This is a genomic window from Streptomyces sp. PR69 (assembly GCF_026420845.1).
Classification (GTDB): domain Bacteria; phylum Actinomycetota; class Actinomycetes; order Streptomycetales; family Streptomycetaceae; genus Streptomyces.
Window position 1 is genome coordinate 107,617 of sequence record NZ_JAOWCB010000001.1, and the last position, 13,334, is coordinate 120,950.

Annotated in this window: 11 protein-coding genes; 9 read left to right on the top strand and 2 right to left on the bottom strand. The window is 70.9% G+C overall.

What is annotated here, in order from left to right; genetic code table 11:
* Positions 1-2 precede the first annotated feature (2 nt).
* Positions 3-323 (bottom strand): hypothetical protein, encoded by a 321-nt coding sequence (locus OF819_RS00480; RefSeq protein ID WP_267241230.1) that lies wholly within the window; start codon positions 321-323, stop codon positions 3-5.
* A 216-nt stretch (positions 324-539) separates the two neighbouring features.
* Here OF819_RS00480 and ftsW point away from each other — a divergent pair, with 216 nt between their 5' ends.
* The 9 genes from ftsW (at position 540) to OF819_RS00525 (ending at position 9,220) form a co-directional block, all read left to right on the top strand.
* Positions 540-2,006: a putative lipid II flippase FtsW gene (gene ftsW / locus OF819_RS00485; protein WP_267241231.1), complete on the top strand. Its 1,467-nt coding sequence runs from the start codon at positions 540-542 to the stop codon at positions 2,004-2,006.
* A gap of 6 nt (positions 2,007-2,012) precedes the next feature.
* Complete coding sequence (gene murG / locus OF819_RS00490) at positions 2,013-3,098, top strand: undecaprenyldiphospho-muramoylpentapeptide beta-N-acetylglucosaminyltransferase (RefSeq protein ID WP_267241232.1); 1,086 nt, start codon at positions 2,013-2,015, stop codon at positions 3,096-3,098.
* Between the two features lie 61 nt (positions 3,099-3,159).
* On the top strand, positions 3,160-4,008 hold the full coding sequence (locus tag OF819_RS00495; protein ID WP_267241233.1) for a cell division protein FtsQ/DivIB: 849 nt from the start codon (positions 3,160-3,162) through the stop codon (positions 4,006-4,008).
* A gap of 278 nt (positions 4,009-4,286) precedes the next feature.
* Positions 4,287-5,510: a cell division protein FtsZ gene (ftsZ, locus tag OF819_RS00500; RefSeq protein WP_267241234.1), complete on the top strand. Its 1,224-nt coding sequence runs from the start codon at positions 4,287-4,289 to the stop codon at positions 5,508-5,510.
* Entirely contained in the window at positions 5,507-6,247 is a 741-nt protein-coding gene (pgeF, locus tag OF819_RS00505; RefSeq protein WP_267241235.1) for a peptidoglycan editing factor PgeF, read from the top strand. The genes ftsZ and pgeF overlap by 4 nt, the downstream gene beginning before the upstream one ends.
* Positions 6,244-6,963 (top strand): YggS family pyridoxal phosphate-dependent enzyme, encoded by a 720-nt coding sequence (locus tag OF819_RS00510; RefSeq protein ID WP_267241236.1) that lies wholly within the window; start codon positions 6,244-6,246, stop codon positions 6,961-6,963. The genes pgeF and OF819_RS00510 overlap by 4 nt, the downstream gene beginning before the upstream one ends.
* A 140-nt stretch (positions 6,964-7,103) precedes the next feature.
* Positions 7,104-7,709: a cell division protein SepF gene (locus OF819_RS00515; protein WP_267241237.1), complete on the top strand. Its 606-nt coding sequence runs from the start codon at positions 7,104-7,106 to the stop codon at positions 7,707-7,709.
* A 70-nt stretch (positions 7,710-7,779) separates the two neighbouring features.
* On the top strand, positions 7,780-8,067 hold the full coding sequence (locus tag OF819_RS00520) for a YggT family protein (RefSeq protein WP_240139787.1): 288 nt from the start codon (positions 7,780-7,782) through the stop codon (positions 8,065-8,067).
* Positions 8,068-8,125: 58 nt separating this feature from the next.
* Positions 8,126-9,220 (top strand): DivIVA domain-containing protein, encoded by a 1,095-nt coding sequence (locus tag OF819_RS00525; protein WP_267241238.1) that lies wholly within the window; start codon positions 8,126-8,128, stop codon positions 9,218-9,220.
* A gap of 718 nt (positions 9,221-9,938) precedes the next feature.
* Here the strand turns inward: OF819_RS00525 and ileS are convergent.
* On the bottom strand, positions 9,939-13,076 hold the full coding sequence (gene ileS / locus OF819_RS00530; protein WP_267241239.1) for an isoleucine--tRNA ligase: 3,138 nt from the start codon (positions 13,074-13,076) through the stop codon (positions 9,939-9,941).
* Between the last annotated feature and the right edge of the window lie 258 nt (positions 13,077-13,334).

The following is a 13,334-nucleotide window of genomic DNA, read 5'->3' on the forward strand; positions in this document are numbered from 1 at the left end:
TGTCACCTGGCCCGTCGGGGGGCGGCGCGCCGCCCGTACCGGCGGGGGCCGTGGCGCGGGGTGGCGTCCACTGTGTGCTCGAAGTCCGGGACGGCGGCAGTCATCCGGTCCCCGGCACCGAGCCTGCCGCCCCGGCTGCGGGGTGCTCGTGTCCGTCGGCAGGACTTCCGGCCGCCGAGGTTCATCCCGCCCCGGGGGGCGGTGCGGCCCGCGGCGGCCCGGTGGCGCCGACGGGTGTCGAGCACCGCACCGAAGCCGTACGGGGTGCGGGAGCCGGGGGCGACACGGTGCGCGGCCGGGAGACGCGGCTCGGTTCCGGTCACCCGGCGACCGCGAGCCGGGAGACCGCCGGCGGTCCCGTCCCGGACGCCGGAACGGCCGCCCCCGCACCTCGTCCGCCGGGGGGCGGTCCCGGTGTCCGCCGCGCCCCAGGGCACACCGCGTGGACCGCACCGCCGGACTCCGTCCAGGGCGGTGCCGGCGCCAGGCCGGGGGACCCCGGGCCGCCGGGAGCCGGGGGCGACACGGCTGCGACTGCGATGGCCCAGGGCGTCGCCGAGGTCCGGGCCGCGGGCCGGGGCCTGTGGGAGCAGCTCGCGGCGTCGGCGCAGCGCGTGCTGCCCGTACTCGCACCCGTACCTGTACCCGTACCCGCCCTCGCCGGAGGCGGGCTCGTGCTGCGCAGCAGGACCCCGGCGGCGGCGCGGCGGCCCTCCGCACCCCGCGCCGGCGGGCGCGGACGCACCCCGGGCGGCCGCGGCCCCGTCGGGCTCGGGCGGGTGCGGAAGCTGTATGAGCAGGCCAGACGGGCCTGGGACCGGCCGCTGACCGCGTACTATCTGATCCTCGGCAGCTCCCTGCTGCTCACTGTGCTCGGCCTGGTCATGGTCTACTCCGCATCGATGATCCAGGCGCTGAATCTGTCGCTTCCGGCCTCGTACTTCTTCCGCAAGCAGTTCCTCGCCGCCGTCCTGGGCGCGGGGCTGCTCTTCCTGGCCTCCCGGATGCCGGTCAGACTCCACCGGGCGCTGTCCTACCCCCTCCTCATGGGCGCGGTCTTCCTGATGGTGCTCGTCCAGATCCCGGGGATAGGGCACGCCGTCAACGGCAATCAGAACTGGATCCACCTCGGCGGCCCCTTCCAGCTTCAGCCCAGCGAGTTCGGCAAGCTGGCGCTGATCCTGTGGGGCGCGGATCTGCTCGCCCGCAAGAGCGACAGACGGCTGCTGACCCAGTGGAAGCATCTGCTGGTGCCGCTCGTCCCCGTGGCCTTTATGCTCCTCGGCCTGATCATGCTCGGCGGGGACATGGGCACGGCCATGATCCTCACCGCCATCCTCTTCGGGCTGCTCTGGCTTGCCGGGGCCCCCACCAGGCTCTTCGTCGGCGTGCTCGCCATCGCGGGGGCCGTCGGCGCGCTGCTGATCGGCACCAGTGAGAACCGGATGGACCGGCTCTCCTGCGTCGGCGCGATCGAGCTGGGCCCCAAAGGCGAGTGCTGGCAGGCCGTGCACGGCCTCTATGCTCTTGCCTCCGGCGGATGGTTCGGTTCCGGTCTCGGTGCGAGTGTGGAAAAATGGGGCCAACTCCCCGAACCGCACACCGACTTCATCTTCGCCATCGCCGGGGAGGAACTGGGCCTGGCGGGGACGCTGTCGGTGCTCGTTCTGTTCGCGGCTCTAGGCTATGCGGGTATCCGCGTGGCCGGACGCACGGAGGACTCCTTCGTACGGTACGCGGCGGGAGGAGTGACCACCTGGATCACGGCCCAGGCCGTGGTCAACATCGGTGCGGTGCTCGGTCTGCTGCCGATCGCCGGTGTCCCGCTCCCGCTGTTCTCCTACGGAGGGTCGGCGCTGCTGCCGACGATGTTCGCCGTCGGGCTGCTGATCGCCTTCGCGCGTCAGGATCCCGCCGCGAAAGCGGCCCTGGCCATGCGGAGGCCCGGGGTGAGATGGAAGACGATGAGACGGCGCGTCAAGCAGCGTCCGTCCGGAGAGCGGTGAATTTCGGTGCATGTCGTACTCGCCGGCGGGGGGACCGCCGGCCACATCGAGCCCGCGCTCGCCCTCGCGGACGCCCTGCGCAGGCAGGACCCGACCGTGGGGATCACGGCACTCGGCACGGAGCGCGGCCTGGAGACCAGGCTCGTGCCGGAGCGGGGCTATGAGCTGGCCCTCATCCCCGCCGTGCCGCTGCCGCGCAAGCCCACACCCGAGCTGATCACCGTGCCCGGGCGGCTGCGCGGCACCATCAAGGCGGCCGAGCAGGTCCTGGAGCGCACCAAGGCCGACTGCGTCGTCGGCTTCGGCGGCTATGTGGCGCTGCCCGGCTATCTGGCCGCCAAGCGCCTCGGCGTGCCCATCGTGATCCACGAGGCCAATGCCCGGCCGGGGCTCGCCAACAAGATCGGCTCCCGGTACGCGAGCCGGGTCGCGGTCTCCACCCCCGACAGCAAGCTGCGCGACGCCCGCTATATCGGCATCCCGCTGCGCCGCTCCATCGCCACCCTCGACCGCGCACAGGTGCGCCCGGAGGCGCGCGCCGCCTTCGGGCTCGACCCCCATCTCCCCACGCTTCTGGTCTCCGGCGGCTCCCAGGGCGCGCGCCGCCTCAACGAGGTCGTCCAGCAGATCGCCCCGGTGCTCCAGCGCTCCGGCATCCAGATCCTGCACGCGGTCGGCCCCAAGAACGAAGTGCCACACGTGGACAACATGCCCGGGATGCCGCCGTATATCCCGGTACCGTACGTGGACCGGATGGATCTCGCCTACGCCGCGGCCGACATGATGCTCTGCCGCGCGGGAGCGATGACCGTCGCCGAACTCTCCGCCGTCGGGCTTCCCGCCGCCTATGTCCCGCTGCCGATCGGCAACGGCGAACAGCGGCTCAACGCCCAGCCGGTGGTCAAGGCCGGCGGCGGGCTGCTGGTCGACGACGCCGAGCTGACCCCCGAGTGGGTGCAGAGCAATGTGCTCCCGGTGCTCGCCGATCCGCACCGGCTGTACGAGATGTCCCGCGCGGCCTCGGAGTTCGGCCGCAGGGACGCCGACGAGCTGCTCGTCGGCATGGTGTACGAGGCGATCTCCGCACGCTGAGGCGCGCGGGCGCTTCCCCGGGAGGCACCCCGGGGAAGCCGGGCCGGAAGGAGACCGGAGCGTGGCCGGACGGACTGCTGCCGCACAGCGCGGCGAACGGGCACGCTCCGACGAGCGGTCAGGTTCCGGCTCTGGTTCCGGCTCCGGCTCCGGCTCTGGTTCCGGCCCGGTCCGCCCGCCGCGTCCTGCGTACCCCGCCCGCCGCCGGCTGCCCGGCCCCCGCGCCCTGCTCATCGCCGTCGCCGTGCTGGCCCTGACCGCCGGCGCGGTCTGGGCGCTGTACGGCTCGCAGTGGCTGCGGGTGGAGCGGGTGCGCACCGACGGCGTCCAGGTGCTCACCCCGGGGGAGGTGCGGGCGGCCGCCGAGGTTCCCATGGGCGCACCGCTGGCCTCGGTGGACACGGACGCCGTCGAGGAGCGGCTGCGCAAGCGGCTCCCGCGCATCGACTCGGTGGACGTGGTGCGGTCGTGGCCGCACACCGTCGTTCTCGAGGTGAGCGAGCGCCGGCCCGTCCTGCTGCTGGAGAAGGGCGGCGCATTCGTGGAAGTGGACGCCAAGGGCGTCCGGTTCGCGACGGTGGCCAAGGCCCCCCGGGGTGTGCCGCTCCTGGAACTCGAAGCGGACTCCTCGCCGAGTCTGCGGCGCTTCGGCGTCGAACGGCTCGTCATGGAAGCCGTACGGGTCCGGGGCGAGCTGCCCGCCGATGTCGCCGAGGAGACCCGCAGCATCGCGGTGCGCTCATACGACCATATTTCAGTCGAGTTGACCGGCGGCCGTACCGTGGTGTGGGGGAGCGGTGAGCAGGGAACCGCGAAGGCACGGGCGCTCACCGCGCTGATGAAAGCACAGCCAGGTGCGCGGCACTTCGATGTGAGCGCTCCTACCGCCCCTGCGGCAACGGGGAGTTGACGCGCATACGTGCTGGCCAGCACCCTGGTTGGTCAGCGCAAGCGCTGATCACATAGGGTGAAAAGAAAAACGGGAGGTTCGGCGTGTTCGTTGAACGTGCGCCGCTTGTCGACTTAGTGTCCTGTTCGGAAGAGTCCAGCGAACGGACACACTGGTAACCCTAAACTTCAACGTTAGGGTTTGGGTCGGCATTTCGGACCGTCCCCATCGGCATCCGTCGTCGCGGCGCGGGCAACCGCGAAGCGGCGACACGTAACTCGAGGCGAGAGGCCTTCGACGTGGCAGCACCGCAGAACTACCTCGCAGTCATCAAGGTCATCGGTGTCGGCGGCGGTGGTGTCAATGCCATCAACCGAATGATCGAGGTCGGTCTCAAGGGCGTCGAGTTCATCGCGATCAACACAGACGCACAAGCCCTGTTGATGAGCGACGCCGACGTCAAGCTCGACGTCGGCCGCGAACTCACCCGCGGCCTGGGGGCCGGGGCCAACCCGGACGTCGGCCGGAAGGCGGCAGAGGACCACCGAGAGGAGATCGAGGAGGTCCTCAAGGGGGCCGACATGGTCTTCGTCACCGCGGGAGAGGGCGGCGGCACCGGCACCGGCGGCGCACCGGTCGTGGCCAACATCGCGCGCTCGCTGGGCGCGCTGACCATCGGCGTGGTCACCCGCCCCTTCACCTTCGAGGGCCGCCGCCGCGCCAACCAGGCAGAGGACGGCATCGCGGCCCTCCGCGACGAGGTCGACACCCTTATCGTCATCCCCAACGACCGGCTGCTGTCGATCTCGGACCGCCAGGTCAGCGTGCTGGACGCGTTCAAGTCCGCGGACCAGGTGCTCCTCTCCGGCGTCCAGGGCATCACCGATCTCATCACCACGCCCGGCCTGATCAACCTGGACTTCGCCGACGTCAAGTCGGTCATGTCCGAGGCGGGTTCGGCGCTGATGGGCATCGGCTCCGCGCGCGGCGACGACCGTGCCGTGGCCGCGGCCGAGATGGCGATCTCCTCGCCGCTGCTGGAGGCGTCCATCGACGGCGCGCGCGGTGTGCTGCTGTCCATCTCCGGCGGCTCCGACCTCGGACTCTTCGAGATCAACGAAGCGGCCCAGCTGGTGAGCGAGGCCGCCCACCCCGAGGCCAACATCATCTTCGGCGCGGTCATCGACGACGCGCTGGGCGACGAGGTGCGGGTCACCGTGATCGCCGCGGGCTTCGACGGGGGCCAGCCCCCCGCCCGCCGGGAGAATGTGATCGGCTCCTCCTCCACCAAGCGGGAGGAGCAGCCGGCGCCCGCTCCGGCGCGGACCCCCGCCGAGCCGCCGCGCACCTCCAGCGGTCTGGGCGCCGTGCCGCTGCGCGAGGAGCCGCCCGCCGCCCCGGCCGAGCCCGTCCCGGCGGCGAACGACCTCTCCGCCCCGGCCGCGTCCCCGCAGGTCCCGCCGGCCCGTCCGTACCAGGACAGCCCGGCGGAGGAGCTGGATGTCCCGGACTTTCTGAAGTGACCGTGCGGCCCGACGCGATACACGAGAGCGGCGCGCACTTCGCCTTCACCGACAGGTGGGGCGGGGTGAGCGCCGCTCCGTACGAGGAGCTCAACCTCGGCGGCGCCGTGGGCGACGACCCCGGAGCCGTACGGACCAACCGCGAGCTGGCGGCCAAGGCGCTCGGCCTTGACCCGGACGCGGTGGTCTGGATGAACCAGGTGCACGGCAAGGACGTCGCCGTCGTCACCGGACCCTGGCCCGCCGGACCGGCCACACCGGTCGACGCCGTGGTCACCGCGCGCAGAGGGCTCGCCCTCGCCGTGCTCACCGCCGACTGCACCCCCGTACTGCTGGCCGACCCGGTCGCGGGAGTGGTCGCGGCCGCCCACGCCGGCCGGCCGGGAATGGCCAAGGGCGTGGTGCCCGCCGCGGTCGAGGCGATGAGATCGCTGGGCGCGGAGCCCGGCCGCATCATCGCCCGCACCGGACCGGCCGTCTGCGGACGCTGCTATGAAGTTCCCGGACAGATGCGGGCTGATGTGGCCGCGGCAGAACCGGCCGCCTGGTCCGAGACAAGCTGGGGCACTCCCGCCGTCGACGTCACCGCCGGGGTGCACGCCCAGCTCGAAGCGCTGGGTGTGCGGCGGCGCCACCGCTCGGGGATCTGCACCCTGGAGTCCAGGGACCACTACTCCTACCGACGCGACCGCACGACCGGGCGGCTCGCCGGATATGTCTGGCTGGATGAGGCATGACGGACCGCAAGACCGAACTCGCCCGGAATCTGACCGCGGTGGAGGAACGTATCGCCTCCGCTTGCACGGCCGCGGGCCGGAAGCGGGAAGAAGTGACGCTCATCGTGGTCACCAAGACCTACCCGGCCGACGATGTACGGCTGCTCCATGAGCTCGGTGTGCGGCATGTCGCGGAGAACCGCGACCAGGACGCGGCGCCAAAGGCCGCCGCCTGTTCGGATCTGGATCTCACTTGGCACTTCGTCGGACAGCTGCAGACCAATAAGGTGCGCTCTGTGGCGGGCTATGCCGATGTCGTGCAGTCGGTCGACCGGCTGAAGCTGGTGAACTCGCTCTCCGCGGCCGCGGTGCGCACCGGGCGTGAGCTGGGGTGTCTCATCCAGGTGGCGCTGGACGCCGAGTCCGGCCACAGGGGTGAGAGAGGGGGCGTGGCGCCGGACGGCATCGAGGAGTTGGCGACGGCCGTGGCGGACGCGCCCGCACTGCGGCTCGACGGACTGATGACCGTCGCGCCGCTCGCCGGACCCTACGCCGGAAGACAACGGGCGGCGTTCGAGCGGCTGATGGAATTCTCATCCCGCCTGCGCGCAGGCCATCCTGCTGCAAACATGGTGTCAGCAGGGATGAGTGCGGACCTCGAAGACGCCGTGGCCGCTGGAGCGACACATGTGCGCATCGGCACCGCGGTACTCGGAGTCCGCCCCCGGCTCGGGTAACGTCGCGAAGCAAGTCGGACCACAGCAGAAAATATGGTCATTCCCGCCGAAAGCGGGACGGCCGAGTGGATCGCGGGCACTTGGTGACGCTGCGATGTCTGTGACAAGGGCGATCCACCACAGAGCGGAGGACTCAGAGAATGGCCGGCGCGATGCGCAAGATGGCGGTCTACCTCGGCCTCGTGGAGGACGATGGGTACGACGGCCGGGGCTTTGACCCCGACGACGACTTCGAACCCGAGCCGGAGCTCGAGCGGGACCACCGCAGGCACCAGCCCCCGCACCAGGTGGAGCGGGAGGAGCCGGTGCGCGCGGTGCAGCCGCCCGCGCCGCGTGACCCGGCGCCGCTTCCCATGGAAAGCGGGCATTCGGCGCGAATCGCCCCAGTGGCATCTATCACACCTGAACGTCCGAGCCTGGAGAAGAACGCCCCTGTGATCATGCCCAAAGTCGTGTCCGAGCGGGAGCCTTACCGCATCACCACACTGCACCCCCGGACCTACAACGAGGCCCGTACCATCGGGGAACACTTCCGTGAGGGCACTCCGGTGATCATGAACCTCACGGAGATGGACGACACGGACGCAAAGCGACTTGTCGACTTTGCTGCCGGTCTGGTGTTCGGTCTGCATGGCAGCATTGAGCGGGTGACGCAGAAGGTGTTCCTGTTGTCGCCTGCTAACGTCGATGTCACGGCGGAGGACAAGGCCCGCATCGCAGAGGGCGGATTCTTCAACCAGAGCTGAGAACACGACACCGGGAACGACCCGGCCGACCGGCCGGAATCGACAGAGCCAGGGGAGAGGGAAGCGCGGGATGGGCGTGGCACTGGATGTGGTTTACATCGCGCTGGTGTGCTTCCTGGTCGTGCTGATTTTCCGGCTGGTCATGGACTATGTCTTCCAGTTCGCACGTTCATGGCAACCCGGCAAGGCGATGGTGGTCCTCTTGGAGGCCACCTACACTGTCACCGATCCACCGCTCAAGCTTCTGCGGCGGTTCATCCCGCCGCTGCGTCTCGGGGGCGTGGCACTCGACCTGTCCTTCTTCGTTCTGATGATCATCGTCTACATCCTCATCTCCATCGTGGGCAACGTGGGGTGATGGTTGTGAGCGATACGGTCTTGCCGACTGCCGACGACTACGTAGAGGTGAAGAAGAGATGCCGCTGACCCCCGAGGACGTGCGGAACAAGCAGTTCACTACCGTCCGTCTCCGAGAAGGCTATGACGAGGACGAGGTCGATGCTTTCCTCGACGAGGTCGAGGCCGAACTGACCCGCCTGCTCCGCGAGAACGAGGACCTGCGCGCCAAGCTGGCCGCCGCCACCCGCGCCGCCGCGCAGAACCAGCAACAGCAGGGGATGCGCAAACAGCAGGAGGCGCCGCAGGACCGCCAGGGCGGCGGTCCGGTGCCCGCCGCCATATCCGGACCCCCGGTCCAGCAGCAGCCCCCGCAGATGGGCCCGCCCCAGCTGCCCGGCGGGGCTCCGCAGCTGCCGGCCGGTCCCAGCCACGGCGGACCCCAGGGTCCGCAGGGTCCCCAGGGCCCGCACGGCCCCATGCAGGGCGGCCCCATGGGCGGACCGATGGGCGGCCCCATGGGCGGTCACGGCCCGCAGATGCCGCAGCCGGGCCAGGGTCCCGGCGGCGACAGCGCCGCCCGTGTGCTCTCGCTCGCCCAGCAGACCGCCGACCAGGCGATCGCGGAGGCCCGTTCCGAGGCCAACAAGATCGTCGGCGAGGCGCGCAGCCGCGCCGAGGGCCTGGAGCGCGACGCCCGCGCCAAGGCGGACGCGCTGGAGCGGGACGCCCAGGAGAAGCACCGTGTCGCCATGGGCTCCCTGGAGTCGGCGCGTGCCACCCTGGAGCGGAAGGTCGAGGACCTGCGCGGGTTCGAGCGGGAGTACCGCACGCGCCTGAAGTCCTACCTGGAGAGCCAGCTGCGTCAGCTGGAAACCCAGGCGGACGACTCGCTGGCCCCGCCGCGCACCCCCGCGACGGCGTCGCTCCCCGCCTCCCCGTCGATGGCCCCGGCCGGCGCCCCCTCGTACGGCGGCAACCAGTCCATGGGCTCCGGCCCCTCGATGGGCGGCCACAGCGGCGGCTCCTCCAACGGCCCGTCGTACGGCGGTCAGCAGCAGATGTCCCCGGCGATGACCCAGCCGATGGCGCCGGTGCGGCCGCAGGCGCCGCAGCCGATGCAGCAGGCGCCGTCGCCGATGCGGGGCTTCCTCATCGACGAGGACGACAACTGAGGGCGGGTGCGGGCGCGCTGAACGCGTAGCCGTCGGCAGGCATCAGGCCCGGGCCCGGTACGTCACGTACCGGGCCCGGGCCTTGTCTTGCCCGCTCGCCTCCCCTACGCCCTGGGATTGCGGGCCCCACTTCCCGAACCTGGGGCTGAAGCCCCAGCCCCCGTTTCCTGGGGCTCCGCCCCCGGACCCCCGCGCCTCAATCCCCCCCAGCTACCTCCCCCAGACTCCGTCCGGGGGGACCCCCACGGAGGTGCCCCCAGGGGTACCCCCACGCGGCTTGGTTTCTGGGTCTTGCGCCTCAAGCGCCGGCGGGGCTGATTGTGCTGGCTCCTGCGCTTCAAAGGGGGGGCTCGGTTTCTGGTTCCCGTGCCCCAAGCGCTGGCGGGGCTGGGTTTCTGGTTCCTGCGCCTCAAACTCCCCCGGCCACGCCCCCGGACTCCGTCCGGGGGGCCCCACGGAGGTGCCCCTACGCGGGACTGGTGTGCGCCTCAGTTGCCGACGGGGCTGACATTGGGCGCAGGCGTGTGGAGGTCATGCCGGGGGCGGCGCGAAGCTGCCGCCTCTGGGGCGCGGGGCGGCAGCCCCGCAGCCCTCCTCTCCCCGAAGGGGGGTCTGGGGGCGGAGCCCCCAGTTTCGGGAAGGGGGGCCCACGCCCCAGGGGGAACAGAACAGGCCCGGCCACCCCAGGTGGCCGGGCCTGTCGGAGCGCGGCGCGTGGTTACGCCTTGCGGAGGCGGAAGGTCAGGGACAGGGACTCGTCCGTGAAGGGCGCACCGTACGCATCGTCGGCATCCCCCTCCGCGAAGTCCGTCGCAAGCACCTCATCCGCGATCAGCCCCGCATGCTCGGCCAGCGCCGCCCCCACCTCCGCATCCGCGGAGCGCCACCGCAGCGCGATCCGGTCGGCGACATCGAGGCCGCTGTTCTTGCGGGCTTCCTGGATCAGCCGGATCGCGTCCCGCGCGAGCCCCGCGCGCCGCAGTTCCGGGGTGACCTCCAGGTCGAGGGCGACCGTGGCGCCGGAGTCGGAGGCGACGGACCAGCCCTCGCGCGGCGTCTCGGTGATGATGACCTCCTCGGGGGAGAGGACGACCGTTTCGCCGTCGACCTCGACCGTGGCCTCACCGGACCGCAGCGCCAGCGACAGCGCCGCCGCGTCCGCCTCGGCGATCACCTTGGCCACCGCCTGCACCCGCTTGCCGAAGCGCTTGCCGAGCGCGCGGAAGTTCGCCTTGGCCGTGGTGTCGACCAGCGACCCGCCGACCTCGGAGAGGGAGGCGAGGGAGGTGACGTTCAGCTCTTCGGTGATCTGCGCCCGCAGCCCGTCGGACAGGGATTCGAAGCCGGACGCCGCGACCAGCGCACGCGACAGCGGCTGACGGGTCTTGACCCCGGACTCCGCACGTGTGGCCCGGCCCAGTTCGACCAGCCGCCGCACCAGGAGCATCTGCTGCGACAGCGTCGGGTCGACGGCCGTGAGGTCGGCCTCGGGCCAGTCGGCGAGGTGCACCGACTCCGGGGCGCCCGGGGTGACCGGTACGACCAGGTCCTGCCAGACCCGTTCGGTGATGAACGGCACCAGCGGGGCCATCAGCCGGGTGACGGTCTCGATCACATCGTGCAGCGTGCGCAGGGCCGCCGCGTCGCCCTGCCAGAAGCGGCGGCGCGACCTGCGCACATACCAGTTCGACAGATCGTCGACGAACGCGGACAGCAGCTTGCCCGCGCGCTGGGTGTCGTATGCCTCCATCGCCTGGGTGACCTGGTCGGTCAGCGCATGCAGCTCGGACAGCAGCCAGCGGTCGAGCACCGTCCGCTCGGCCGGGGCCGGGTCCGCCTCCGACGGCGCCCAGCCGGACGTGCGCGCGTACAGGGCCTGGAAGGCGACCGTGTTCCAGTAGGTCAGCAGTGTCTTGCGGACGACCTCCTGGATCGTGCCGTGGCCCACGCGCCGTGCCGCCCACGGTGAGCCGCCCGCGGCCATGAACCAGCGCACCGCGTCCGCGCCGTGCTGGTCCATGAGCGGGATGGGCTGCAGGATGTTGCCCAGGTGCTTGGACATCTTGCGGCCGTCCTCGGCGAGGATATGGCCCAGGCAGACGACGTTCTCGTACGACGACTTGTCGAAGACGAGGGTGCCGACCGCCATCAGCGTGTAGAACCAGCCGCGGGTCTGGTCGATGGCCTCCGAGATGAACTGCGCCGGGTAGCGCTTTTCGAAGACGTCCTTGTTGCGGTAGGGGTAGCCCCACTGGGCGAAGGGCATCGACCCCGAGTCGTACCAGGCGTCGATGACCTCCGGGACGCGGGTCGCGGTCTGCCGGCACTGCGGGCAGGGGAAGGTGACCTCGTCGATGAACGGGCGGTGCGGGTCGAGGTCCGAACGGTCTTCGCCGGTCAGCTCGGTCAGCTCCGCGCGCGACCCCACGCAGGTCAGATGGCCGTCCTCACAGCGCCAGATCGGCAGCGGCGTGCCCCAGTAGCGGTTGCGGGACAGCGCCCAGTCGATGTTGTTGTTCAGCCAGTCGCCGAAGCGGCCCTGCTTGACCGACTCGGGGAACCAGTTCGTACGCTCGTTCTCCGCCAGCAGCCGGTCCTTGATCGCGGTGGTGCGGATGTACCAGGACGGCTGGGCGTAATACAGCAGCGCGGTGTGGCAGCGCCAGCAGTGCGGATAGCTGTGCTCGTACGGGATATGCCGGAACAGCAGGCCGCGGGCGTCCAGGTCCGCGGTGAGGGCCTCGTCCGCCTTTTTGAAGAACACGCCGCCCACCAGCGGGATGTCCTCCTCGAAGGTGCCGTCGGGACGGACCGGGTTCACCACGGGCAGGCCGTAGTCGCGGCACACCTTGAGGTCGTCCTCACCGAAGGCGGGGGACTGGTGGACCAGACCCGTGCCGTCCTCGGTCGTCACATACTCGGCGTTGACGACGAACTGCGCGGGCTCGTCGAAGGCGACCAGCTCGAAGGGGCGCTGATACGTCCAGCGCTCCATCTCCGCGCCGGTGAAGGTGCGGCCGACAGCCTCCCAGCCCTCGCCCAGGGCCTTCTCCAGCAGCGGCTCCGCGACGACCAGCTTCTCCTCGCCGTCCGTGGCCACGACATAGGTGACGTCGGGGTGCGCCGCCACGGCCGTGTTGGACACCAGGGTCCATGGGGTGGTCGTCCACACCAGGAGGGCCGCTTCGCCCGCCAGCGGACCGGAGGTGAGCGGGAAGCGGACGTACACGGAGGGGTCGACGACGGTCTCGTACCCCTGAGCCAGCTCGTGGTCCGACAGGCCCGTGCCGCAGCGGGGGCACCAGGGGGCGACCCGGTGGTCCTGGACCAGCAGGCCCTTGTTGAAGATCTCCTTCAGGGACCACCACACCGACTCGATGTACGAGGGGTCCATCGTGCGGTACGCGTCGTCAAGGTCGGTCCAGTACCCCATGCGCGTCGTCAGCTCGGCGAACGCGTCCGTGTGGCGGGTCACCGACTCCCGGCACCTGGCGTTGAACTCCGCGATGCCGTACGCCTCGATGTCCTTCTTGCCGGAGAAGCCGAGCTCCTTCTCGACGGCGAGCTCCACCGGCAGGCCATGGCAGTCCCAGCCGGCCTTGCGGGCGACGTGGTAGCCGCGCATCGTGCGGAAGCGGGGGAAGACGTCCTTGAAGACACGCGCTTCGATGTGGTGCGCGCCGGGCATGCCGTTGGCGGTCGGCGGGCCCTCGTAGAACACCCACTCGGGGCGGCCCTCGGACTGCTCCAGGCTCTTGGCGAAGATCTTGGCCTCGCGCCAGAAGTCGAGCACGGCGTGCTCAAGCGCGGGCAGGTCGACCTGGGCGGGCACCTGGCGGTACTGGGGTGGTGTCATCGACGAGCTCCTCCAACGGACATTCGCTGTTCCGCCGGAGGGACGAGAGCGCCTGCTGCGTGCTCCCGCGGTACCACCCTCCTTGGCTCGCCGGCCAGGCCGGTGAGCCCCCTCATTGAGGCCGCGATGCCGGTTCTACTCGCCTCGGGACGTCTGGGACGGGTCCGGGGCTTTCTTCCGGCGGCTCAGGGGTGATGGTTCACATCGCGCTCGCCCCCGGGCTCGCACCGTCCCCGGGTCGCTCATGGCTGCGTACGA

Coding starts and splice junctions, on each gene's coding strand:
- OF819_RS00525 (WP_267241238.1), top strand. CDS start 8,126: ATGCCGCTGACCCCCGAGGACGTGCGGAACAAGCAGTTCACTACCGTC.
- ftsW (WP_267241231.1), top strand. CDS start 540: ATGGCCCAGGGCGTCGCCGAGGTCCGGGCCGCGGGCCGGGGCCTGTGG.
- OF819_RS00510 (WP_267241236.1), top strand. CDS start 6,244: ATGACGGACCGCAAGACCGAACTCGCCCGGAATCTGACCGCGGTGGAG.
- ileS (WP_267241239.1), bottom strand. CDS start 13,076: ATGACACCACCCCAGTACCGCCAGGTGCCCGCCCAGGTCGACCTGCCC.
- OF819_RS00515 (WP_267241237.1), top strand. CDS start 7,104: ATGGCCGGCGCGATGCGCAAGATGGCGGTCTACCTCGGCCTCGTGGAG.
- OF819_RS00520 (WP_240139787.1), top strand. CDS start 7,780: ATGGGCGTGGCACTGGATGTGGTTTACATCGCGCTGGTGTGCTTCCTG.